20 protein-coding genes and 1 CRISPR repeat array are annotated in these 24202 nt (G+C 44.9%); of the genes, 12 read left to right on the top strand and 8 right to left on the bottom strand.

The genetic code is table 11. The annotated features are described in order from the left end of the window. The first annotated feature begins 2 nt into the window (after positions 1-2). The 7 genes from DYH48_RS09230 (at position 3) to DYH48_RS09205 (ending at position 8614) form a co-directional block, all read left to right on the top strand. Positions 3-1412: an RAMP superfamily CRISPR-associated protein gene (locus tag DYH48_RS09230; protein WP_115334592.1), complete on the top strand. Its 1410-nt coding sequence runs from the start codon at positions 3-5 to the stop codon at positions 1410-1412. 3 nt (positions 1413-1415) lie between these two features. After that, positions 1416-1937 (top strand): hypothetical protein, encoded by a 522-nt coding sequence (locus tag DYH48_RS23675; protein WP_172481172.1) that lies wholly within the window; start codon positions 1416-1418, stop codon positions 1935-1937. A 1-nt stretch (position 1938) separates the two neighbouring features. Continuing rightward, complete coding sequence (locus DYH48_RS09225) at positions 1939-4221, top strand: RAMP superfamily CRISPR-associated protein (protein WP_172481171.1); 2283 nt, start codon at positions 1939-1941, stop codon at positions 4219-4221. Then, complete coding sequence (gene cas6, locus DYH48_RS09220; protein WP_115334590.1) at positions 4218-5096, top strand: CRISPR system precrRNA processing endoribonuclease RAMP protein Cas6; 879 nt, start codon at positions 4218-4220, stop codon at positions 5094-5096. Before DYH48_RS09225 ends, cas6 begins: the two co-directional genes overlap by 4 nt. 79 nt (positions 5097-5175) lie before the next feature. Further along, entirely contained in the window at positions 5176-6369 is a 1194-nt protein-coding gene (locus DYH48_RS09215; RefSeq protein ID WP_172481170.1) for a Card1-like endonuclease domain-containing protein, read from the top strand. A 197-nt stretch (positions 6370-6566) separates the two neighbouring features. Next, positions 6567-7898 carry a CRISPR-associated ring nuclease Csm6 gene (gene csm6 / locus DYH48_RS09210; protein WP_115334588.1) on the top strand — a complete coding sequence of 444 codons (1332 nt, stop codon included), beginning with the start codon at positions 6567-6569 and terminating at the stop codon, positions 7896-7898. A 200-nt stretch (positions 7899-8098) separates the two neighbouring features. After that, positions 8099-8614, top strand: a complete 516-nt coding sequence (locus tag DYH48_RS09205) for a hypothetical protein (RefSeq protein ID WP_115334587.1) — start codon at positions 8099-8101, stop codon at positions 8612-8614. Between the two features lie 33 nt (positions 8615-8647). On the opposite strand, the gene cas2 is transcribed toward DYH48_RS09205, so the two are convergent. Together cas2 and cas1 are read right to left on the bottom strand one after the other, a co-directional pair. After that, entirely contained in the window at positions 8648-8947 is a 300-nt protein-coding gene (cas2, locus tag DYH48_RS09200; protein WP_115334586.1) for a CRISPR-associated endonuclease Cas2, read from the bottom strand. After that, positions 8944-9843, bottom strand: coding sequence for a CRISPR-associated endonuclease Cas1 (gene cas1 / locus DYH48_RS09195; protein ID WP_115334585.1), 900 nt, complete (start codon positions 9841-9843; stop codon positions 8944-8946). The genes cas2 and cas1 overlap by 4 nt, the downstream gene beginning before the upstream one ends. Positions 9844-10137: 294 nt before the next feature. Continuing rightward, positions 10138-12230: a CRISPR direct-repeat array (repeat unit 37 nt; unit sequence GTCTAACGACACCCGCCCTGCACAAAGGGATTAAGAC). Positions 12231-12580: 350 nt separating this feature from the next. Here cas1 and DYH48_RS09190 point away from each other — a divergent pair. The 4 genes from DYH48_RS09190 (at position 12581) to csx16 (ending at position 14537) form a co-directional block, all read left to right on the top strand. Next, the gene (locus DYH48_RS09190) at positions 12581-12919 is read left to right on the top strand and encodes a YkvA family protein (protein ID WP_115334584.1); all 339 of its coding nucleotides are present in this window, start codon (positions 12581-12583) and stop codon (positions 12917-12919) included. A 72-nt stretch (positions 12920-12991) separates the two neighbouring features. Beyond that, positions 12992-13870 (top strand): GTPase family protein, encoded by an 879-nt coding sequence (locus DYH48_RS09185; protein ID WP_115334583.1) that lies wholly within the window; start codon positions 12992-12994, stop codon positions 13868-13870. Positions 13871-13875: 5 nt separating this feature from the next. Beyond that, a complete protein-coding gene (locus DYH48_RS09180; RefSeq protein ID WP_147287766.1) occupies positions 13876-14157 on the top strand; it encodes a hypothetical protein in 282 nt (93 codons plus the stop codon). Beyond that, positions 14154-14537, top strand: coding sequence for a CRISPR-associated protein Csx16 (gene csx16, locus DYH48_RS09175; RefSeq protein WP_218565649.1), 384 nt, complete (start codon positions 14154-14156; stop codon positions 14535-14537). The genes DYH48_RS09180 and csx16 overlap by 4 nt, the downstream gene beginning before the upstream one ends. A gap of 84 nt (positions 14538-14621) precedes the next feature. Here the strand turns inward: csx16 and DYH48_RS09170 are convergent, their stop codons facing one another. The 3 genes from DYH48_RS09170 to DYH48_RS09160 are packed head-to-tail and all read right to left on the bottom strand — an operon-like array spanning position 14622 to position 20826. Continuing rightward, the gene (locus DYH48_RS09170) at positions 14622-17741 is read right to left on the bottom strand and encodes a site-specific integrase (RefSeq protein ID WP_115334581.1); all 3120 of its coding nucleotides are present in this window, start codon (positions 17739-17741) and stop codon (positions 14622-14624) included. Beyond that, positions 17711-20248: a site-specific integrase gene (locus DYH48_RS09165; RefSeq protein ID WP_115334580.1), complete on the bottom strand. Its 2538-nt coding sequence runs from the start codon at positions 20246-20248 to the stop codon at positions 17711-17713. Before DYH48_RS09165 ends, DYH48_RS09170 begins: the two co-directional genes overlap by 31 nt. After that, positions 20245-20826 carry a hypothetical protein gene (locus tag DYH48_RS09160; protein WP_115334579.1) on the bottom strand — a complete coding sequence of 194 codons (582 nt, stop codon included), beginning with the start codon at positions 20824-20826 and terminating at the stop codon, positions 20245-20247. Before DYH48_RS09160 ends, DYH48_RS09165 begins: the two co-directional genes overlap by 4 nt. 659 nt (positions 20827-21485) lie before the next feature. Here DYH48_RS09160 and DYH48_RS09155 point away from each other — a divergent pair. Next, complete coding sequence (locus DYH48_RS09155; protein WP_012587635.1) at positions 21486-21773, top strand: encapsulin-associated ferritin-like protein; 288 nt, start codon at positions 21486-21488, stop codon at positions 21771-21773. 389 nt (positions 21774-22162) lie between these two features. Here the strand turns inward: DYH48_RS09155 and DYH48_RS09150 are convergent, their stop codons facing one another. From DYH48_RS09150 to DYH48_RS09140, 3 genes are all read right to left on the bottom strand, one after another. Further along, on the bottom strand, positions 22163-22321 hold the full coding sequence (locus DYH48_RS09150) for a DUF3309 family protein (RefSeq protein WP_006081661.1): 159 nt from the start codon (positions 22319-22321) through the stop codon (positions 22163-22165). A gap of 150 nt (positions 22322-22471) precedes the next feature. Then, positions 22472-22657, bottom strand: a complete 186-nt coding sequence (locus DYH48_RS09145) for a CsbD family protein (protein ID WP_115336116.1) — start codon at positions 22655-22657, stop codon at positions 22472-22474. Between the two features lie 768 nt (positions 22658-23425). Further along, complete coding sequence (locus tag DYH48_RS09140; RefSeq protein WP_115334578.1) at positions 23426-23884, bottom strand: hypothetical protein; 459 nt, start codon at positions 23882-23884, stop codon at positions 23426-23428. Between the last annotated feature and the right edge of the window lie 318 nt (positions 23885-24202).

Below are 24202 nucleotides of genomic sequence, written 5' to 3'. Positions count from 1 at the left end.
TCATGAGTCAAATGTATCTAACTCGCTTACTTATAGAGACTACAGCGCCTTTAGCCATCAACAGCAGTGGACGAGAAACCGGCTTTGACAGCCAGCTTGCAAGAGATGCCAATCAACTACCCTATATACCAGCCACCAGTCTGGCTGGTGTTTGGCGTCATTTAGTTCATTCATGTGTAGGGGCGGATGCCTCAAAGCACTGGTTTGGTTGTGTAGAAGATAATGGTGAAAGTTCACGATTATTTGTTCAGGACGGCCTATTGCTCGACAGCCAAGGCCACATAGTACAAGGACTGGTTGAAGCTGAACGCATTGCGGCAGACCCATTATTACAACGTCTGCAACAAACTCGACCCCATCACAGGGAAAGGGTTCGCATCAATGACCGCGGTGTCGCCAGTGACATGGGGAAATTTGATCAGATCATACTGCCAACAGGTATACGATTTTGTATCGATATTCGCTGGATGAGTGATGACATATCAGAAAGTGATCGACAAGAATGGCAACAGTTACTTAGCTACTTTGCCCACCCTGCTTTTGCCTTGGGCTCTTCGACCCGCAATGGTTTGGGACGTTTCAAGATTATTGCTGACGAACAAAACATACTCACTCTGACCAATAATCCAAGTGCTGGCGCTGCGCTGCGCAAGTTTGTCAAAAGGGAAAGCCTGCCCACCAAAGTGTCCAGTATCGCCAACGACCATCGCCCGTTCGCCCGACTAGAGATAACGGCACTCGATAGTTGGCGCTGTGGTCAAGGAAGCCGACCGTTGGGGGACAAAACAGATCAGCATACCGACAGCTTTACCTACAGTGAGCCCACCGTCCGCTGGCATAAAGGTAAAGCTCACTGGAATGATCACCCCCAAGCAATACTCTGCGGCAGTGGTATCAAAGGCATCCTGGCGCACAGGTTAGCCTACCATTATCGTCGTAGAAAGGGAGCCTATGCCGAAATCATGGCAGAAGCTTCTCACCAAGAATGGGACAGCAGACCACAGGAACTGGGCCAACTGCTGGGAAGTAGCAGAGAAAAGAATTGTGCAGGAAGCAGTGAGAAGGAAGTCGCTGGGCAGCTGTTTGTTGATGATGCTGTTATCGTTTGCGACAAGACACTTATCCGTACCCATAACAGTATCGATCGTTTTACCGGTGGCGTCCGTCAAGGAGCCCTTTTCAGCGAAGAGTTACTCTGGCAACCGAAAATAGCGCTCACCTTGCGCTTAGCGAGCAATGCCAAAATTAGCCAGACACTGGCTGATGCACTGGCCGACACGCTCGAAGATCTTAAACTCGGCCTACTTCCGCTAGGTGCAGGAAGCGGAAGAGGTAACTCTTTGGTTGAACATCAAACTGGGCAAATCTGGGATATTGACTGGGCCCAACTCACTATTCTGGCGCAGGAGTAACCTATGTCAAACTCAGAAACAATAACTATATACAACACGTTGGCGAGCAAAAGTTACACCGAACCTGAATTGCTAGGTTGTGCTTTACCTACCTTGTATGGCGGACGGATAGAGGCGCAACATCAAATCTGCAACCGGGATGAACTCAAGCTAATACTGGCCCGATGGCAAGATGCTGAAGGCTGGTATCAAAGTAGAGCCGACGTCGGCCTTGGTATGCCGGTCAATCTAAACGAACTGCTCGAAGGTCAATGGCATAGGGCAGACCAAAGCTTACATTTAGAACTTCGCAGCGAGCAGACTTACAGCCTCACCCTGTTCATTCAACATGAGGAGTCACAGGAACAATTGGTCCGTCAATGTTATAGCGATCAGCTTATCTTCCTGCGCCCCTCACTTAAGAGTCAAAATCAAACCCTGCGTTATCGCATCTGGTGGCAACAAGCTGAAACAGGACCGAACGAAGGTGGTTGGCGCCCACTATTGCAACAATTTCTTGGTCTATCTCAACATAAGGAGCAATAAGATGAGCTCACAAGTCCATGCCCCGTATCACTTCGCGCCACTGTCTAGCTGGGTTTATATGCCTGAATGGGCACATCTGGTAAGCCATGATCATCCCTTCGAAGACGGGCTCAGCGGTACCATAGAATATGAGTTAACCAACAAAACCCCTTTGCTGGTGGGTGGCGAGCAGCAAAGGGCTGATAACCAGCCCAGCAAAATCCTTTGGTCCCGAGACCCCGACGGTAAGCCAGTAATCCCAGGTTCCAGCGTAAAAGGTATGCTGCGCAGTGTGCTGGAAATTGCCTCATTCGCCAAGTTTTCCATGGTAGATGATAACCATTTTGGCTTCAGGGACATCTCCAACAGTGATTCTCGTTATGCGCAGAAAGTCCTCGATAGCGAGACTCAGGCATATTGGCTCAAATATGATGCGGATACATGCCAGTGGATGTTGCGTAAATGCCAGCACACAGTGTTATTCACCGATGACTTTAACCAATTCAGCGGACTCAGATTTCATAACCAATCATTCAAATTACCCGCCCAAGAAAAATACGATCAGTGGCCACTGAACAAACCCGCCCTTCTTTTCGAGCTAGGAGCTCGCACTATGATGGGGACCAAAGGTAAACTGGTCACAGTCACCTGCGCCCAGCAACTAGGAACAGGCAAGCTAGCAGGGGTTCCAGTCTTTACCGGCTCTCGACCAGGCAAGAATGAAGTCAAAGAACAGAGACTCAATTTCAATTACCTATTTTACGCACCTGCTGCTGAAGCGTTGCCGTTGGAAAATGGTGCTGCCAAAGTCACTAAGATGTTTGCGGCTCATGATGAGGACTTAGTCAGCCATCTCAAAAAATATGGCCACCCCGAATTAGGCATGCCCATATTTGCTAAAGAAAAACAAGGCAAAATCATCGCCATGGGCTTTGCCAAGATGCCCAAGGTGCTCTATGACAACTCCATTGGTGATATCGCCCACAAGCAACAAAAAGCCCTCAACAGTCAGTCAGTATTTGATATGCCTGGGCTGATTTTTGGCACTCTGGCTGAGTCCGGTTTTTCATTGAAAAGCCGGGTGGCATTTTCTGATGCTAGTTGCAGTCATAATGCAGGAATCGCACTGTCCAAGCCGGTGATCTTGGGGCAACCTAAGGCCAGCTATCTCAATGCCTACCTGGAGCAAAATGCCCAGAGTGATAGAGTGCGGGGTGAACTCAGCCAATATGAGAACAACAGCAAGTTGGCAGGCTGGAAACGCTACCCAGTCCAGAGTGGATTTAATGCGCCTGCCGATCTAGCCAGAAAAACATCAGTGCAAAGTCAACTGGAACTGATGAACCCCGGTAGTCGCTTCAACGGCAAACTGGTATTCCATAACCTCAAGCCGGTAGAACTCGGCGCCCTGCTGTGGGTACTGAACCCAGATGGCGACACGCGGGTATTCCATCATGCCTTGGGACACGGTAAATCCCTCGGTGCTGGCGCCGTTCAATTCAACGCCAAAATCACGATTGCCCATAGCGACCTGACTCCTGAGCTCAACGAACTGCGCAGCTTGTTTGTCGAACACATGAATACTGTCTACCCCAGCAGCCAGCCAATAGCAGATTGCTGGCTGCTAAGTCCACAAATCCGCCATCTACTTGCCTTTGGGGACAGAGGGGATAACCAAGATAAAGACCTCAGCTATATGCCGCTCAACAGCAAAGATAGCCAAGAAACAACCTATACCTCCTCGGCAAAAGGCCGGGAGAAACAATTTTTACCGGCCTTTTGCCATCAAGGGGAAGCTCTTAGCCGCAACGAGCAGCTGAAACAATCCGCCCCACTGCTGGGACGCGGACGGCTAAACCAACTGCTCGAACAGCTTGAAAAAACAGACAACATCAGTGAATTCGAGCGGGAACAGCTGGAACAGTCGAAACAGGCTACCGAGCAAGCAGCCAAAAATGCATTGTTAGCACAAGCATCGCCTCAATACAGAGAATATCTGAACATTATTGATGAGCTGACGCCTTATCGAAGCAAAAGAAGCGTCGATGCAGATAACAAACGCCAGGGCATGCGGGGACGAATCGATTCCTTGCTGGCAAATTGTTTATCGAATGAAAACGAGGCGAATGAAACAGAATTGCAGCAAATTTGTCGCTTCGCTTTCGACTTCCCCTTCTCTGGCTATATCGATCCCAGCATAAAACGCAAAGACCTCAGCAAAAAAGCTAAGGAAAAATTCGATGAGCGTAAAGCCTTGCTCGACGCCGTGCTAGGCAAATGCAAGCTTGAGGCAGCGGACATATGACACCACCGACCGTACTGCTTGATCTTGCCGAGCAATTCGAGATCCTGCACCTGCGTTGTAACTTGATACTGCAGGCAGATGGTGTACTGCCCGCATTCAAGGGCTCCCTTTGGCATGGCTGGCTGGGCCATGCCATAAAAGGCCTAGATGAACCCTTGTATCAGCTCCTTTATGGCAGTCACGCTGAACAGCAACCCAAGCCTTACCTCATTAAGGCTGGGGCTGACCACAAACAACAATGGCGAGCAGGAGAAATGTTGGAGTTTGACATTATTCTCCTAGGCAGCGCTTGCCAGTTAGGACAGCGTTTGGTCAGCGCCTTACTCTCTGGTCAGCGTCTGGGATTGGGCACAAATCGAATCCCCTTTCGAATACAAAGCCTGACTTCAGTCCTACCAATGCGACAAACTCCCGGGCTGCATGTTGCCAGACTCATCGACTGGTTGATGCCTATGGATGTGGGATTGGATTGCGAAATCGCCCTGCAACTGCACAGCCCGCTGCGCCTCAAACAGAATGGGAACATAATCAAATCTGCCACACCAGCATTGCCAGAGTTAATCAAACAGATCAGCCGGCGCATGGCACTGTTGACGCTTTTCTGGGTCAATGAAGACCCCTGTTTACAGGCTGCACTATTTAAAACATTGCCTATCCTTGGCGACTATCAGTCCGATGGCAGTCATGTCTGGTTCGAAGATTGGCAACGATTCTCCACTCGCCAACACGAACAACTGCCGTTTGGCGGACTGAAAGGTCAACTCTGCTATCGGGGCGATCTCAGTGCCGCCATTCCCTGGTTGCAATTAGGAGAGTTGTTACATATGGGTGGAAAAACAACTTTTGGTTTAGGACAATACCGGCTCATTTATTAATTTGACACAAGCTTGTCTGCCCGGCGTTTTACCACAAACACGGCATCATAAGGACAATGTCGAACAACAAGGAATAATGATGAAAACCATACATATCAATTTAGTCTCTGAGCAGTTAATCCCGAATCTCATCCCCACCTTAGGAGATCAAGACTGCATTGGGGTGGTCTTAGTGTTGGGCGATAGCAAATTTGCAGATAAAGCTGACAGGCTCGAAAATTTGTACCTGCGCAACAATATCCCAGTACTCTGGCGCAGCCAGGGCATGAGCAGCACCCGACTGTCAAAGCTGCAAGAGCAGGCCAATGCGCTTATTGACCATCTGGCTACCAACCACAGCAATTGTCACTGGGTTCTCAACGCCACTTGTGGCACTAAACCTATGGCACTGGCCTTTGCCAATGCCTTCAATCAACAGGACAAGCAACAGGCGCTGGTCATTTATACCGACACAGAGCACAAGGAAATCCCACTACTTAATCCAGGGGTAGAATTTACGCTGCCGTTTAAGTCGGTACTGAGTCTAGATGACTACCTACTGGCAAACGGCTTCGAATATGAGCAAGCCTTCAACCGCGACAATGACCAAGAGATCCATCAGCGTGCAACCCTTACCCGCTATCTAACTAAACAGCTGGCCGACAAATGTCACAAAATGATGAGCCCCTTACAGGTCATGGCAACCAATGCATCCATCGACTTTCCGCTTAGCCAAATGCAAACCATGCCAAGCGTCCCCCATGGCGATTATGCCAAGCTTTACCAACGCCTGAGCGACGAGGGCTTGCTGAGCTGGGATGGCCAAAGCATGCAGATCACTTTCCAAAGCGAGGATGCCTGCCGTTATTTAGCTGGACGCTGGTTGGAAGAGTTTACTTATCTCACCGCCCTCGATTGTGGCGCCCAGGAAGTCGCCATGAATGTCACCGGCCGCTGGCTGCAAGACAGTCGTCACTTTGACAGTGATAATATCACCAATGAATTCGACGTGCTGGTACTGCACAACAACCAGCTACTGACCATAGAATGCAAGGCCAGCAACTGGTTAAAGCAGGAAGAACATGGCAGCAAGAATCAAGATATCATCCACAAGCTCGATACACTGAGTAAAAATCTCGGCGGCCTGTTTGGCTCACCCATGCTGGTGACTGCCCAGCAACTCAGCGATGCCGCCCGCAGTCGCATCACCCATAACCGTTTTCTGTGCTGCGAACAAGCCACAGAAAAAAAACTGCAACAAGCCCTTAAGTCATGGTTGGCCATGGTGGGGTAATTAGCTCCCAGCACTAACCTAAGTACGCCGAATGGGCTTGAAGTAAAAACCGCGATCCAACTACATATTCAACCGTTTAGCATGATGGGATTGCAATTAATAGCCCTATATATGGCAACTCACTCGCTCAATATGCGTTGAGATAACACTCAATTCTTGACAATTAAAATGACCAAGACAAATTGGAATGATGAAAAATGATGGAACAAACATCAGCAATCCGCAAGAAGCACATTTTACTGGCCGTCACAGGTTCAAGCCCTCAGGTGGTAACAGAGACTCTTTATGCCATCCACAAACAAGGTCTCCCCTGGCCGGATGAAATCCAAATTATCACCACCAGCTATGGCAAAGAACAGGCCAGACTCGGCCTACTTAATAGGGATATAGGTAAGGTGTCGGTGCTGGAGCAGCTCTGTAAAGACTATCAACGCCCTTTGCCAGCTTTTAGTGTCGATAAAATCTTGGTTGTTCCTGACGCCAATGGGAAAGAAGTCGATGATGCGCGCACTAAAGAAGACCAAGAAGCGTTAGCAGATTTTATTGTTCAGCATGTAGCGCAACTGTGCAACGATGGATCTTGTCAGATCCACGCCTCCTTGGCTGGCGGGCGTAAAACCATGACCTTCTACCTAGGTTATGCCATGACCTTATTTGCCCGGCCAGAAGACAGACTCAGCCATGTGCTTATTAGCCCACAGCAATACGAAGGGCTAACCGACTTTTACTATCCGACACCATGCTCACAGGCAATAAAGGGCAAAAATGAATCCCAGCTACTGGACAGTAGTGAGGTTTCAGTATCCGTTGAGTTGTCTGAAATCCCGTTTATTCGCCACCGTAATCAAATTGAAAAATCATTACTGACCCAGTTCTCCAATGCTCATGACAAAATCAGCTATCGTCAGCTGGTCGAGTACCAAAATTTGGCGGCAGACCCCAAATGTCAGCAAGAACTGTCTCTGGAGTTTGAGCTCAAGAAATCTAGCGTCACCCTAATGCGTTCAGGCCATATACAGACTGTGATTAACTTCCAAGAAAATCCATTGGAATTAGCATTCTATGCCATGATAGCTCGCCACAATACCTGCGTTAACCCCGTTAAATTTCACCGACAAGCGGTAGCAGAATTAGAACAGCGAAATGCGGATTTATTTTTCCAAGAACTCGAACGCATGCACGGTCTGACTCCTTGCCTTGAAACCGATGCCGCGGGTTATGGCGAACGTATGCAACACAGAGATGAACGTTTTTTTAAAGACTTTTCAAAAACCATTCAAGGATTGAAAACTACGAACGGTTACATTGGCTTAAGTGATACTTTTATCGACCAACGAAAAAATACCTTGAAGAAAATTCTCTCGAAACAGTTCCCCAAAGTAATGGTTGACATCCTGCTACCTGATAGCGTGTTTATCAACGAGGATAAGGAAACAAAACCGCCCATCTATATCCTACGAACAAGCGCATCGAGTTCCAAGCAAACCGCCGCCATGGGATTGAAAGTCCGGAGTAACCTGAGCCAATAGCCTATTGCAGTCCTTCGTGACCGGCCATTGAAAACATGCAATGCCTAATTGGCATTGCATGTTTTATCGCTGAATAACACCTGCCACAACCCAACCAACAGACAAACTTGTATTACCGTCAGCCGACGGTTATCCCCATTAACATAAGCCTCATTCAAGTTGCTTCGTACGCAGAAGCGCTATTCAACATGAGGTTCATTATGAAAACACGTGTGCTGACCCGCGAAAGTGCCATGCGTCACTACCTCGAACAGGTATGGCAATTGCTACAGGACAGTTATGCCGATGTCCCCGGTGGACTGCATTTTGCTTCACGCCAGCAACTGCTGGAAACCACGGTACGCTGGAAGCTAGTGCTGCAAGACAAGCAACTGCTGGCTGTCACTGTTTACAAGGCAAAGAAGGGACTCAAGCTGGTGGCCATGGGCATCAACCAAGGCCTGCAAGCCCTAGGTAAAGCGGCATTGATCCTGATTATCAAGCAAGATCTGCCTAACTGCTGGATGGAGTTATCGGAAAAAGCCGAACGCTTTGTACTCAAATATTGCGATGGCCACAAGTACATCATCCACAGTAGCTTAGTGGCGCAATTACTGGGCAAACCCATTACACCGCACGATGCCGACAGCTACCACTATTGCCGTTTTGTGCAGCAATTGATGAAAGTCAAAATCGCTTTAGGTTCACCGCAGTTGACTCCCGCGTTAAGGGCATAAGTCACCATAGGAGTGTATAGCAAGCCGAACGACTCAAAACACAAAGCCGTTCAAACGCGCATCATCATGCACGATTACCCACTCATCCTTTTTCCCCAGATGAAAACTCTGTCCATTGGGCATAAAAGGCAACCACAACAACTTATCTTGCTCAGCATCTATCATGGCCACCAGTTTCTGCGACCATTCCTGACGCTCATTAGGTAAAGCAGCCAATACAAATACCGACTTCTGTAATCCCCATCCTTTACTGGCACAAAACTTGTGTACCCGCCGCAGGCGTTTAGTGCAGGCGATATCATAGCTGACTAACCACAATGGTTTATTCGTCATAGGCTAGCCTCACGCGCTATAGTGCGGCGTACGATACGGGCAATTCGCTTAACCCGCACCTCATGGCTAGCTGCAAACTGATGCCACGCCGGATAGAAAATGATCTGCCCCGCCGGCGTTAATCGACAGCCTGCCTCGCTGACGCTGAACAGTTCGGCACTCATAATTGCCGACAGAAACAACTTAGCCACCCACACCTCCACCCATACTCGGGTCAGTTCCTTGGTATCACAGATCAGGCTCTGACGGCGATAACCAACAGCATGATGGACACTAAGACTAATATCTAAACCCTCAGCCAATAATGCTTTACAATGCAGACCATCCTCCATAACTGACGCCAATGACAGCAGCGCATTGAGCGGATCTTTGGGCGGTCGTCGGTTTCGACCGCGAAAGCCAAACGGGCCGAATTTCAGCGACCACTGTTGCCAATACAGGTGCGACAACCTTGCCTCCTGTAACATCAAATTTTCTGACTCTACCAGCACGCTAACCTGTTTATCCCAACCTGTTGGTAACCCTAACCCCAGTTGTTGCAATGCCCATTGCTGCTGTTGTGCCTTAATGCTCACCAACTTCCGGCAAAGCTTGTCCCTGACCTCAACATGATCACAAACCCGATATTGTCTAAGGCGAATATCACTGGCAGGTGGACGCAGCCCTACCAGACAGGCCGGATGCTGCCCTTTTCCATCGATAAATATTACCGGGATCTCATGCTCGGCCAAGGCAAGCAGCACATCTGAACTCAGCTTGACCTGCCTCCCTATTAAGATTTGGGTCAGCGCCCCCCAGGGCAAACTCTTATGCCCCTTCTGTGGGTGGTCACACAACAGCATGCCGTCACGTACCGACAAGTTGTAATCTTTCTCATCCAAAATCATCAGGCTCATATCCACTCCTTTACGTTCCAACGGTATTCATCAACATGAGTGTGCTACCAATGGCGATAAAAAAGTCGCCAAACAAGTTTGTCTGCCTGCCATGACGAGCAGAACCAGGCGAAAATATGTCGGAAGTTGAAATATCAGCCTATAAAATCTAACCAGAGATAAGATATTGATAATACAGAGGGGGTTTTCTTTATGGCCCAATTTATGCTTAAATTGTCAAATGTGAGGTTGTTTAAAACACCTGTTTCAGGCAATATTTGCCTTCGTAAAAACAATGAGTTAATATTTCTTCTTGTCTAACGACACCCGCCCTGCACAAAGGGATTAAGACACAGTGCCTAAAGTGTCTAGCTCAACACTTTTACGTCTAACGACACCCGCCCTGCACAAAGGGATTAAGACGGTGCCCATTTTAATGTTTGATGTTGCGATTTTAAGTCTAACGACACCCGCCCTGCACAAAGGGATTAAGACAAATCTGCGCAGTGAATGGATCAGTAGGTGTTGGGTCTAACGACACCCGCCCTGCACAAAGGGATTAAGACCCGTTGGAACTAAACGAATTATCCCAGTTGCCATGTCTAACGACACCCGCCCTGCACAAAGGGATTAAGACTTTCAATGTACGCGCCATCGGGGAATCCCTTTAAGTCTAACGACACCCGCCCTGCACAAAGGGATTAAGACCCACCCAGAATAAGGATTTTTCGTGACATGGTTTGTCTAACGACACCCGCCCTGCACAAAGGGATTAAGACTAAAGCCGGATACCGCGTGGGTCTTTATAGTCTGGTCTAACGACACCCGCCCTGCACAAAGGGATTAAGACTAATGTTAACTAACTCGTCTGGTATACTTACGACGTCTAACGACACCCGCCCTGCACAAAGGGATTAAGACCTTCTACAGCATTGAAGAAATGGGGACATTCTAGTCTAACGACACCCGCCCTGCACAAAGGGATTAAGACATGCTAGCTGTAAGGCTTAGGATGTTTGAGCTAAGTCTAACGACACCCGCCCTGCACAAAGGGATTAAGACTAAGAAGTAATCTGCCATATCACCCATACGTCCCCGTCTAACGACACCCGCCCTGCACAAAGGGATTAAGACCTGGTGACGATGACTGAGTAAATGTATCCAATGTGGTCTAACGACACCCGCCCTGCACAAAGGGATTAAGACACGATACTACCCAGCTAAGCGTTTCTACGGCTGCGTCTAACGACACCCGCCCTGCACAAAGGGATTAAGACCTAAAGCAGACAGGAACGATTGGAACTGTTCTTGTCTAACGACACCCGCCCTGCACAAAGGGATTAAGACATAACGATCAGCATTAATTTGTGTGTGTGTTGCTGTCTAACGACACCCGCCCTGCACAAAGGGATTAAGACCATACAGAGCTAACAGAACTGTGTAGTGCATTGAGTCTAACGACACCCGCCCTGCACAAAGGGATTAAGACATTCCAAGAACCGAACGACATGACGCAAGTAACGCGTCTAACGACACCCGCCCTGCACAAAGGGATTAAGACTTGTGCTTCAGTTACTGTTTCTTCTTCTGCACGGGTCTAACGACACCCGCCCTGCACAAAGGGATTAAGACGTGTGGATCAACGCTTGCATGTGTTTCGTTACCAGTCTAACGACACCCGCCCTGCACAAAGGGATTAAGACCTTCACGTACGGTGTTAGGAAAGCGTTCTTGATGTCTAACGACACCCGCCCTGCACAAAGGGATTAAGACATGACGTCGTCCGCTTCGTATCCAGGAATTTCAGTCTAACGACACCCGCCCTGCACAAAGGGATTAAGACGAGTGCGGCTTAATGCTTCACCTGAACCATTGCTGTCTAACGACACCCGCCCTGCACAAAGGGATTAAGACTACAAACGGAGGGCCTTCTCGATGAAGAAGCCGGTCTAACGACACCCGCCCTGCACAAAGGGATTAAGACACCGCTGGGGATTTGATTTTAAGATCATTCTTAAGTCTAACGACACCCGCCCTGCACAAAGGGATTAAGACGCCTTAATCACAGCATCATTCTGGGCGGTAAGGGGTCTAACGACACCCGCCCTGCACAAAGGGATTAAGACGTATACCTTAGGTGATCTACGTTCTTGCTGATGTGTCTAACGACACCCGCCCTGCACAAAGGGATTAAGACGCATGTGATTGAGTGTGTGCGTTTGGGTTATAAGGTCTAACGACACCAGCCCTGCACAAAGGGATTAAGACTTTACAGTTTTAGCACAGTGGTTGGCCATTGTTGTCTAACGACACCAGCCCTGCACAAAGGGATTAAGACCTAGCATATCTGTGTCTTCAGCAAGAATTATTAGTCTAACGACACCCGCCCTGCACAAAAGGATTTAACTGCAGAAAACCAGCACGGCCATAGCAACAAATGGCCTTAGTTTGATTAACCCAGCCCTGCTTACCCCTGACTTCCCCTGTGCCACGACAGCTATGCTCACCGCCAAAGCCCATGTTCTCTGCCCACACCAGACAAGTTTGTTTGAGCCTTCACCTGTAAATCTATAGGTTAATATCCTTCCTATCGCAGCCACTCAATAGAATCGAGTGACAAGAAGCTGGCAAGGTGATGATTCTGGTATACGCCATCGAGTTCATCACCCGGAAAAACCAGACAAGTTTGTCTGAGCCATAGCTTCTACATCTAGAGGTTAATATCCTCACCATCGACGCAGACACAGAGGTAAGCCACATGATAACACCCAATTACAGCAGTCAGTTCAGCACCCCGATGTTTTGGTCAAGTCTAGCCAAATATATGAAGCGCCTCGGGCGCAAATCATTACTGCTGGCGTTGAAGCTTTATTATGCAGCGGCGGATGCCTCGACCCCAGCCTGGGCCAAGGGCGTGATTTATTCAGCCTTGGGCTACCTGATTTGCCCTATCGATGCCATCCCGGACATGCTCCCCGTCATCGGACTGACCGATGATCTGGCGGTACTCTCCGCCGCGCTGGCTACGGTTGCTGCCCATGTGACAGAAAGCCACCGCCTCAAAGCAGAAGCAAGTCTGCAGGCCATGTTTGGCTAGGCTAGACTGGCCCGCAGCCGCAGGCCAACTCGCAAGGAAAACCCTTTTTATATTTGAAACGAGGAAGACAAGATGAATAACATTTTTGAGATTTTTCGAGACGTGGACACCCATTTTACCCCAGAGCAAGCCGAGCGGATCCGGGAGAAATTTACCAGCATGCTTAACTACCGGCCAAGGATTGGAGTCTTCGGTAAGACAGGTGTCGGCAAGTCTTCGCTGTGCAATGCACTCTTTGGCAAATACATCTGTGCGGTCTCAGATATCGAAGCTTGCACCCGGGATCCCCAGGAAGTGATGCTGAAAATGGATAACGGCAAGGGTATCATCTTGCTGGATGTGCCCGGTGTCGGCGAAAACTTGCAACGGGATGAAGAATATTCCGAGCTCTATCGCAAGCTATTACCTGAGCTGGATGTGGTTCTTTGGGTACTGAAGGCCGATGACCGCGCCTATTCGGTAGACATAGATTTTTATACCCATGTGGTCAAACCGCACCTAGAACAAGACAAGCCCTTTATTTTGGTGCTTAATCAGGTTGATAAGATTGAGCCATTTCGTGAATGGGATGGTGAAAATCGTCTTCCTGGCCCAACTCAGGCAAAGAACATAGAACTGAAAGCCGCCAATGTTGCGACCCACTTCCAGGTTAAACGTTCACTAGTGATACCTGTGTCGGCCGATGAGAAGTTCGGCCTGACAAAGCTGGTGGATGAGATTATTTTCTCCCTGCCGGATGAGAAAAAAGTCTCGGTTGCCAAAGAGGTGCCTGCAGAAAATCTCTCAACCAAGTCAAAAACAGAGGTGAAAAGCTCGCTGTCACGGGTTCTCACCCGCACGCTCACAGGTGCGGCCAATGGTGCGGCACTGGGCAGTAAAGTAGCGGGCAAGGTTGGCGCTGTGGTTGGCGGCGTTATCGGTGGTATTGGTGGACTTTTGGGGCTTTGGTGATGACGATGACTTTACGCTGTACGATTAAAATGGAGCCACTCAACCGCAGCCAGCCCTTTGCGCTGACAACGGCGCAGCACCACAGCCTGCGGCTCAAACGGCACTCTGTTTACCAGCAGTTTGCCGTCTGCGAAAACCAAATCGTGACGCAGGCCACCGAGCAACACAACTTGGACGGACTGGTCAATAGGCTAGCCGTCGTTTTGCGGCCTTTCCGGAGCCAAGCTGGCACTCCACTGGCATATCAAGCTAATTGGACTTCACCTGTTAATGGAGCAAACTATTGAATAAGCGTATTTGGCTGGTGAGCCGCCATCCGGGGGCACAGACTTGGTTAAATCAACAAGGATTTCAGGGACAGCAGATCGCCCACCTTGATATAGATGCCATCGCAGCTGGCGATATCATCATCGGCAGCTTGCCGATCCATATGGTGGTCGCACTCACGCTGAAAAGTGCCGAATACTGGCATCTTAGCATGACAATTCCCGAATGCTGGCGAGGCACAGAGCTGACGCCGGAACAAATGCAGCTTTGTCAGATTAAGCTGCAAAAGATCACGGCTCAGGCCGAAGATTGTAGTGGCACACTAATTTTGGCCACGGCTTTAAAATCTAACCAAAATCTTCGCTCTGATTCATTTGGGCTCAATGCAGTTGTCAACTAAAAACGATAAATGACGATAAAAAATGCTAATGTAACAACTGTTCCATCAGAGTTTCGTTGACATAAACCTCAAAAAAGATCTACATCAATAGCTCAAAATAAGCAGCAAATGTAAAAAACTGAATATGCTTTGATGTCTTTGTATTCGCTTATATGAATTGTTAACTACGGCTATCTCTAGAAACCCATTACCATCATGCTTGCCTAAATAAAGCCCTTCACTCTCACTAGCAACGACAAATTTAGTGTCACTGAAACCATGTTCGATAAGCGTCTTCTTCCATCTAGCCTGGATAATATTAGACTTTTCAGGGGTTAGGTTTGCATTATGATAGCGAAAATTTAAATGCCTGGCTTTTAAATCCAACAATTGACATAGGCGGATAAACATTCTTGAAATATTTGCGTCTGGACAGCGTAAGGCGTAATTTTTACCGGGAACCGCATACCGCAAAATTTCTACCCCTAGGCGAATATTTTCTAAGGTCAATGAACCTTCACCAATGTTGTTATCCAATTTATTACATAAAAAGATAAACACACGTGTTGAATTAGCTAAATGTTTATTTTGTTGGATGTTAACAACTGAAACGTCTATACGCGGAAACTTAGGGATTAAGGGTAAGTGCCTACCTCTGCGAGGATAATTCTTATGAATAGTCTCGGCATTACTGAGTAACTTTTGTAATTGCTCTAATGGAACCACATAGTGCGCGGCAACTTCGATGGTGGATGATGTATGTAACGCATTTAATGCTTTGGCCCAAGTTAAACTACTGATAGTTAAGTCTGTTTTTATATTGACAGAGAAGTTCGCTAAACTTGGCATCACTAGGCTGACTGTTTGTTGAGCTGGTTTAATGGCAAGTTTGTGCATTACGTCCTGAGTGTAGTACGTTATGCGTTCAGCTAGACTCAATCCTGGTTCAAGAGGTTGCAGTGTCACACGACCCACGCACTCTGATGTAAAGTATTTTGTCAGTTCAAAGCGCGAATTGTGCTGCAGGTAATACAGTAGGTCTTTTAAATGAAGATAACTATTTAGCGTCGATTGCACGTCTTTATGGCCCATCATATGAGACAGAATAAACATTTTCTTGCGGGTGTTATCACTATAGCAAAGACGAGTTTGCAACCTTTTTAGATACTTTTCATCAAAAAACTCATCATTGAACAAGGTCAAATGTCGCCTGCCCGTATCTATGATGCTGGCATTCAAACGACACCAGGTCCAATTAGCAAAACTGTGTCGTAAATGATGTACACGTAAACTTTGATCTTGGGTGTAATGACGCATTAAGTCTGTTATTAAGTCATAAGCCTGATTCACTCTTCTCTGATTATCAAATAGTAAGGTGCTATTCTTAGCCCCTGCTCCATGGATGATTCGATAAGTGTATCGCAACTTACTCAATGCCGTTTTCGGCCACAAAGCGTCTAAAGGTAACTCTCTTCTGGCGGAGGTCGTTTTTAATGTCCTATGTTTATTAGGTCTCACTGAAAGCTGAACATAATCAAAGTCGTTATGGGTTGGTTCAGTCAGAGAGAATGTAAAATCCCCCCAGGTTAACTTGGCGGCTTCATTTCGACGTAATCCACTGTAAAAACAGAAACACAAAAGAAAATAGGCATCGTGGTGCGCCGGACAATGTGCCGATTGATGATCTAAATAGGACAACATGACTTGCACATGCTCATGGGAAATCAGGTTGCTATCTACCTCACTGGAGCTCCCAAACACCTCAATATCAGATAAACATAAATCTCGAACAAAGCCTGAATCACTCAGAAACTGCGCAAAATAGTAGATATATTTTTTTCGCTGTGCCGAAGAAAAATGGTCAGCAGCATCATTTAATTTCTCAGCCCAATCCTCACCAGACAATAAGTAAATATCGCTTGTGCAAAAAATGATTAGAAATGGCCGGCTTAAACTTTTGACATAATCAATAGTTGTCGAGACTTTTAGCCGCCGCTTGTGCGTACCACCTGTCTTTAGTAACGAATACAGCCATGCACATAAAATCCAAAAGTATGGATTACTCTTAGATGATTGTTGATCCAGAATGATTGCTATAGCCCCAAGACAATCGGCTCGAGGTTTGTTGCTATCTACAAGTTTACAGAGCTCGGTATATACCTTATCTAATTGTTCGAGGGTCTTTTCCATCGACACAAAAGAAGTTTTCTCGTTCGTGACAACGGACCAATCACGAAAAGCCTTGGTTTTATCAGAAATGGCTTCTGAAAGGTACGGTTCGGCGTTTGCATAAACTTTTCCTGTCAGGATACGTACAAACGCATGTGTGGGCAATGGCTGGCAAACGCCAGGTAACATGTACATACGATATTGAACCGGGCCATAACGGAGGACGTTATCAATTCGTCGCAGCACCCTTAGCTTCAATAGTGATATATCTGACCAATCGAAATACGATCCGTAATTAAGATAATGTACTAAAGCAGCTTTGAACTGACTGGGCTTTATTGCGAAAGACGCGCTATGGTGCACATTATGCCATTGCTGTAAAGCCATGACAGCCATATCACTTAGCACATACCGTGGCGAATTTATTTTGATATTTTGGCATTGCCAATAACAAATTCCTCCCACGTAGAATATGTCCTGTGGGTATTCAACCATAAGCTGTAAATGTTCAGTTTTCTCTATGTTCACTGTGTAATATAAGACGAGTAATAGTCTCCCCGACGTAGCCTTGTCATCTAAATCTCTATGAGGCGCTATCAACTCCCTGCTTAATTGAGTGTTAATGAGCTCGACTATGGGTAATTTTGTCAAATCTACCGGGGTCAACATCGGTTTATCACGTTTTAACGTGATGATTGAAGGAATGTTTGGCGAGTCTATGTCTAAGAACTTTTTGGCATAGTTGAGTATAGATTGCAGTATGAGAAGTTGTGCTTGTTTGCTTAGCACTTCAGGCTTCAATGCGGCAAGCATGTTTTCTAACTCTTCTGGTAAAAAAGCGTTATCAGAAAGTTTAATCTCCTTTTTTAGATGCCCGAGCAGATTGTGATAGGATGCAAAAAATTCGTTTTCAATTTTTTCTGACTTTTTATTTTTTACAGCAATAGATGGCGATATGCTGTTTAAAAATGCGGTGCGGCATTCTATGTATAATGGATGTAGCTTCCCCTCTTTTGATAGCTGGATTATGAAAGCACTGACTTTAGTGGTTGCCATCCTACCTCCCTGAATAACTTATCTAAGATAGGCACTAATTCATTAATGGCTTCGATATGGCTTAACGCTGAGTAATTTCCTATTGGTACTTCACCAGCTTGCCAATGACCCATTTGAAAGTTGATTAACTCAGGATCGACTCCTTGATCTAATAAACTACTTTTTAACCAGTGACGACCTGCATTGGCTGGTATAGAGTTTTTTTCCTTTAGTACGCTAATTAATTGTGAAGGAGACAAGCTGCGGGTAACAATTCCTGACTTTTGCTTTTGAAAGAAAAAAAATGGACCATGTTGACTTCGGGAGTTTCTTATCTTTGTATACCAAGCTGAGGCTTGTAAATTGTCATAGCTTAATACTTGCCGATCAACATCGATTATATTGTCTAGTTCGCTGCATAATTGTGGCATTAATAGCCGCAACAATCCGCGCAAACAGCCAAGGTGCCTTCGATATTCGACTAATTGAGCCGTTAACACTGATGGGATTGCGACAATACGTGAATGAGTAAAGTCGCTATCGTCTTTGTCGCTTATTCCCATCAAATTAAAAGAAGGTAGAAACAAAGCCAAGGTAGGTAATGGATTCCAAGCCGCACGATAGCCGGTACCAAACAGCAACATCCATGCAGTGTAAGCTACAAATGCATTATGATAGGCTAAAATATCTTCTAACCTGTGTTGAGGTGTTGGGAATAACGCCTTTGTTTGCAAAGATAAATGGATTATCAATTGCTGAATAGTGGCTTGTGTAGGAGTAAATGTCGAGCCCAAATATTGCTCGTCTTGCTGCCAGTATCTCAACTCAAATAAGCTGACTGTAAGTGGGTTACCACTGTAAACGGAGATCCCCTTTTCAACATCGTTCCAAAAATGCAATAACTGCTCACAGCGTTTTTGATCTCGAACACTTGAATAACTGCGGGCGACTCGAGTTGTATACATATTAACTGCATAACTAAAATCGATATAAATGGGATCTATCACATTTGTAGAGTTGATGTAATTGCATACAAAGTTGGTTAATCTTTTAAGACTTAAACGCCCACCACCGGAGTTGTCAGAAATTTTCGCCAGCTTTTGGGCCAATTTAGACTCAATTTTTTCAACGTCAACGTCCTCAATAAGATTGCCGACTAAACGTGCTCCCATGTGAATGGTGATTAATTTAACCAAAAAGTTTGGACACGCAGTAAAGACATCTTCAACCGTTTTTCTTAGCCCTATTTGGTTCAGACGAGGTCCTGTTGAGTGCGATAGAGGAAAACACCACCATCCATTTCCGCTAGGATCGATATAAAGACCTTGTTTTTTAGATGACAAATCACGAAACACACACAGATTTTTGACCTCTGAAACCGATTTACTGAGAATCAGCATAGTCCATAGAATTATTGCGGTTTCTCGAGTTGATCCGCGACGGCCATAAACCAATAATTTTTTAGCGAGCAGGTAGAGTTCGGCAGGCATCAATAACTGAGTATTTTGCATGCCGATGTTATGAGATCGTCTTACTCGGTTAGTAACATCAATTTCAGTCCGGTGCTTAACCATTGGATTAAAATTAATTGCAACGTCAAGCAACGCCGTTCTGTCTCGCTTTTCCGACATATCAGCATTAGCCATCACAAATGATTGCGACGGGTAGAAATCATCTTCGTCCAGACCTTCGCTATCTGGAATCATATTATCTTGTGGCAATATCGCAGATAAACCATCATCAGTCCCCACTATGGGGTCGGTAACCGGATCTCCATATCTCTTGGGTCCTCTATCTTTATCGCCATGTCCACGAGTACGGCTAATGGCGGGACACCAACTATTGCGAAAAAAATGGCGCAGAACTCTAACATGGGACGTCGGATAAATATTAAGTTTGCTATATTTTCCAGCAAAAATGCTATCGAGATTAGCTGCTATTGATTCTGGGCTATCAAGATGAGAATTCAATATGTGTACTCGACTAGCGTCGAACGTCTTATCTCCTAATTCCATCATTAATCGAAAATTACTGCATGCTTCCTCTTCTCTTGATGTCGTTTTAGTGGCAAATTCAGGATCAGTCAGCGAGTCAAGGGTATCAAAATACTGCTTGATGAAGGCGGCAAGTAACGCACAGGAATGGTAATCAACCTTATATTTCCAAGAACAGATCAAAAGCACATAAAATGGGCGTTCATGACACCATCCCTTACGATACGTGTTTCGATAAAACTCTTTGTTTATTGATAAATCGTTCACTACCATTTGGTGTGCATGGAAGGCATTATAAATGTAAGGCGCAAGACACAGCATTTTTTGAATAAAATTCGCTACTTCAGTAGAAACATTATTCACACGAGTAATTAACACAATTAATTGGAAAAAAGCGCTCAGATCATCAGGCGCATTGACCCGTTCTAAAAACTCATGGAGATCAGCTAAAATGGTCTCGGCATCGATCTCTATAGCGTTTATCTTACAATAGCCTTCTATGTGTTTTAGGACTTTTTGTTCAAGTATTGTCATTTTAACTTCACCGATTTAGTACTGATATGTAGCCATCGACATAGTTCAGTCTTTGTTTTAATCGACGGGAATAATGACTGCCATTCGGGGGAAAAAAATACTGATTGCTGATCTACACTCGTAAACAAATGGGGCAATGTATAGTTAATTGTATCGGCGCTAATATCCACAAATTCTTTTAACAGCGGCCTCACTACATCGTTCATTAAAATTAATCGTCTCAGTTGCGCCTTGGGTCTTCGAGACAGGATTAAACAAGGGACGCTTGAATCCACATTTTTAGCATATTTGGCCTTGCATAACTTCTGAAAAGTTAATAAACCTGATAACACCCGATAATGTCCTGCTTCGGTTTTATAAACCAAAAAGGGGGACTGGTAGGCATCGAGTAAAATTGTCGCTGGCGATTCGAATGAATCATCTGAGCATGGTTTCAATGAGCTAATTAAATTAAAGCTCTTAGCAAATTCCTCCACATCTTTATCAAGAGTGGTCAACTTCAAGTCGACTCTCTCTAATTGAACACCTTCAAGAAGCTTTTCCAATTCGCGCCGTATGGTTTCAACTTGATGATTCATCTGCAAACCTACCCTTTGATGGAATAGTGGTCAAAAATGACATTTACAGATTGTGCCTAAAGTGTGCCGAAATCAAGTAAATAAATGCTTGAAAATACGCCAAAGCACCTAGCAAAGTGAGTTTTAATTTGAATTTTAGCCATATAAAACATATATTTATTGAAACAATGCTAAAGTGGCTTTTATCTAATTAATGAATATTAACGTCTTGACATGGTAGGGGTCGGTGGTTCGAGTCCACTCGGGTGTACCATTTCTTATTCTGCATTTGATCTATTCGCCTGGTTAGTAATCCAATTATCAATAAAAAATTAAATCAAACCGTCTTTAAAACACATAGTCATGTCCTCCATTGCCTCTATACTTTTGATTTAGTTAAATAAACTCCAGAACATCTACACTATTCAACATCCAAAACGTAATACCCCCTACTAAACCCAATATTGGCAGCAGAATTGTTACGCCCTCTCCAATCCTTTTAAGCTAGCCGCCTAAAAATCTCTGACTAAGTACGGCATCGAACAGACACTCGAAGGTCAATGTCGCAGAATCATGCATTCATCGTCTGTTCGTTAAAAATAGCGTTAAGACAATCACCTGCAATTATCATAGTCGCTCAATAGTGAGCGATCCCATCAGCATTTAGCGAGGAACTCCCAATGTCGAATGAAGGCTTTCATGAATCCATCACTGAACTCACAGATAAAACCAAGGACATGCACAGAGCACTTACATCACTGATGGAAGAGCTCGAAGCGGTAGACTGGTATAACCAAAGAGTTGATGCGTGCAAGAATAATGAGTTGAGAGAGATACTTGAACATAATCGAGACGAAGAGAAAGAACATGCTGCAATGCTACAGGAATGGATAAGGAGACAAGACCAAAGCTTTGATAAACAGCTAAAACATTACTTATTTACAGATACACCTATTGCTCACAAATAAGCATTCAATCTGGTTGTTTGTGCGAGCGATTTGCACGAGTAAACGTCTTTAGTTACTAGGCTGCCGTTGTTGTAATACCCATTTCTGCATGTATTATTTCGCCATTTAGCTCACTTCGTACAACCTTGCTGAATACTCGCGTGCAAAGTGTATCACTACGGGCTTAGTGACTTTTATCATTATCGTAAGGACGACGCCTTAACAAGCGATCTCACGTGTAAAGTTATTTAGCAGTATGGGACATTTCAATGCCAGTATCGCGAGCACTGCTGTGCTAGAAAAACGAGCGATGCCAGTCATGTCTAAACGACTAAAAACATCACTCATTATTTGTTTACATTGAAATGACGACTCAATATTGAGGTATCACATCACTTAGGGTTTATAACTCAAATTTTACCGAGTAGAAGGAGTATAACGAGGATAAATACCACCAAACCTAATCCACCGCTTGGTCCGTACCCCCAGCTTTTACTGTGTGGCCACGTCGGTACCGCACCGATCAGCATCAGAATCAAAACAACCAATAATATTGTTCCTACCGTCATGAGAGTCTCCTAGACATTATGGATATCACTCGAACCAGAAATCTTAATCAATATGACTTGAGCACTACAGACTAAGACCCTTTTAAAAAATCACATAAAGTAGTCATACCTTATGCTTAAGGTGCTTACTTAATCGTAAAGCCTCTTACATCAACTATGTTTGTCGACATCCTTAGCCGCTTCTTTTACATTACCCATTGTTTTTTGAGTTTTACCTTTTATCTGCTTCTGAACACCTTTCACCTGTTGTTTGGGGTTTCCAACTATCTCACCTATTTTTTGCTGCGCTTTGCCTGCAGCATCTTTTATTGAACCTTCTACCAAGTCTTTGTTCATGGTCAATTTCCTTTTGAAGTGGTTGATATATTGTTTAAATAACAAATGCTCATAATCAGCTCGGAGCCAGGGTTGATTTTTAGTGAATATCTTAATGAGCAAATGCATTAGTAAAACTAGGTTAAAGGAAAGTAATATCGATTTATTAGTGTAAGATTTCACTGGCAATGCTTTACATCAAGCACATAGTATCAATTTTGATATTAATAATGATGCAAAATGAAAATAAATTCTAATATAGGAATGATTTATTGCCATATTGAACTTTATCTTGCGCGAATATCTTTGAGCGTGCTCCATTGTGAGCATGTTACCGTGAATTTAAAATTCATTACGAATTACTTTTATTATCAAACTATTTGTAACTGTGGACTAATGCTGTAGCCGAGTCACATTCACAAAGCATTAGATTAAATAACCGCAGCCATATTGGTTTATGTAAATCTTGCTAGTTGAAGATATATCAATCTAAACCTATAGCTAAACTTATACTTTCTTTAAAAGTGCGTCTGTGCGATAGCGTACAAACTGTATCAATGTAGTCGCTCACAAATCTCAAAAATAATAAATCACACTAAATCAACAAAATAAATGCACTTGATATGACTAACGTTAAATATCAATTCTCACTAGATTTCAATATGGCTTTTAACGCATCTAGTTCTATTATATAGCTAATCCCGCTATATATCAGTTTACCATCAACGCTTGAGATGAGTTAATTTCTTAACTACTGAATAAATACAGAGCCTGCTCGAACTGTAGATGCTATAAATCGTCAATTTGTTTCATGTTACGTGCCAGCAACCGCTTTTCAGCTTCTTCAAGTGATAGTATATTGCGAAGAAATTCAGTTACGGAAGGTGCAGAACTGCAATTTTGTAGATATTCAAACAGTCCAACAATATTTTTATGATATTCAAGTGTGGCTATTGCTATTTCATCCGTATCCATCTTTTCAAACGGATGCTCACCTGTTAAATGAATAGGTATGGCCGTTTTTTCATAGAAATGTCGACAATAAGTGTTAAGTGCATTGCTATTGCCATTATCTTCGAACTGTCTGATGACCCGTGCCATTTTCTGCTCGTGCGATGAAATATATTCCAGCAGTAATTCGCTACGTTCGCTATCATTTTCCAGTGCGCAATGTGCCGCAAACACATGCAGCTGTTGGTGGATATTTTTAGTCCATTGCATAACATCATAAAGCGTTTCAATTTGCATATTTATCCTCAGCATAAGGTTATTAATGATGAGTATACCCGTTTTTATTCATTGACTCTGTTCGTTGCCGCACTGATTGCGAACAGTATAATGCCTGCAAAAAATAGGGAGAAACTGCTAACCTAATGTGTTGCCCTTCCATGACTTGGTTGAACCACATCATTCTTTCACTTTCACTTTCACTTTCAACCGATAACTGTATTTTGGTACGAAGCAAAGGTTGGCTTAGTCCAACATCTATAGATGTCAGTGCTGAGTCGTTAATACGAACTAGCTCGAGCAATCAAAACATTAGCAATAATAGAATATGCAGGAGAA

Source organism: Shewanella baltica (assembly GCF_900456975.1).
In the GTDB taxonomy this organism is placed as follows: Bacteria; Pseudomonadota; Gammaproteobacteria; order Enterobacterales; family Shewanellaceae; genus Shewanella; species Shewanella baltica.
This window is presented reverse-complemented; position numbering and strand designations above follow the sequence as displayed.

Coding starts and splice junctions, on each gene's coding strand:
- DYH48_RS09230 (WP_115334592.1), top strand. CDS start 3: ATGAGTCAAATGTATCTAACTCGCTTACTTATAGAGACTACAGCGCCT.
- DYH48_RS23675 (WP_172481172.1), top strand. CDS start 1,416: ATGTCAAACTCAGAAACAATAACTATATACAACACGTTGGCGAGCAAA.
- DYH48_RS09225 (WP_172481171.1), top strand. CDS start 1,939: ATGAGCTCACAAGTCCATGCCCCGTATCACTTCGCGCCACTGTCTAGC.
- cas6 (WP_115334590.1), top strand. CDS start 4,218: ATGACACCACCGACCGTACTGCTTGATCTTGCCGAGCAATTCGAGATC.
- DYH48_RS09215 (WP_172481170.1), top strand. CDS start 5,176: ATGAAAACCATACATATCAATTTAGTCTCTGAGCAGTTAATCCCGAAT.
- csm6 (WP_115334588.1), top strand. CDS start 6,567: ATGATGGAACAAACATCAGCAATCCGCAAGAAGCACATTTTACTGGCC.
- DYH48_RS09205 (WP_115334587.1), top strand. CDS start 8,099: ATGAAAACACGTGTGCTGACCCGCGAAAGTGCCATGCGTCACTACCTC.
- cas2 (WP_115334586.1), bottom strand. CDS start 8,947: ATGACGAATAAACCATTGTGGTTAGTCAGCTATGATATCGCCTGCACT.
- cas1 (WP_115334585.1), bottom strand. CDS start 9,843: ATGAGCCTGATGATTTTGGATGAGAAAGATTACAACTTGTCGGTACGT.
- DYH48_RS09190 (WP_115334584.1), top strand. CDS start 12,581: ATGATAACACCCAATTACAGCAGTCAGTTCAGCACCCCGATGTTTTGG.
- DYH48_RS09185 (WP_115334583.1), top strand. CDS start 12,992: ATGAATAACATTTTTGAGATTTTTCGAGACGTGGACACCCATTTTACC.
- DYH48_RS09180 (WP_147287766.1), top strand. CDS start 13,876: ATGACTTTACGCTGTACGATTAAAATGGAGCCACTCAACCGCAGCCAG.
- DYH48_RS09170 (WP_115334581.1), bottom strand. CDS start 17,741: ATGGCAACCACTAAAGTCAGTGCTTTCATAATCCAGCTATCAAAAGAG.
- DYH48_RS09165 (WP_115334580.1), bottom strand. CDS start 20,248: ATGACAATACTTGAACAAAAAGTCCTAAAACACATAGAAGGCTATTGT.
- DYH48_RS09160 (WP_115334579.1), bottom strand. CDS start 20,826: ATGAATCATCAAGTTGAAACCATACGGCGCGAATTGGAAAAGCTTCTT.
- DYH48_RS09155 (WP_012587635.1), top strand. CDS start 21,486: ATGTCGAATGAAGGCTTTCATGAATCCATCACTGAACTCACAGATAAA.
- DYH48_RS09150 (WP_006081661.1), bottom strand. CDS start 22,321: ATGACGGTAGGAACAATATTATTGGTTGTTTTGATTCTGATGCTGATC.
- DYH48_RS09145 (WP_115336116.1), bottom strand. CDS start 22,657: ATGAACAAAGACTTGGTAGAAGGTTCAATAAAAGATGCTGCAGGCAAA.
- DYH48_RS09140 (WP_115334578.1), bottom strand. CDS start 23,884: ATGCAAATTGAAACGCTTTATGATGTTATGCAATGGACTAAAAATATC.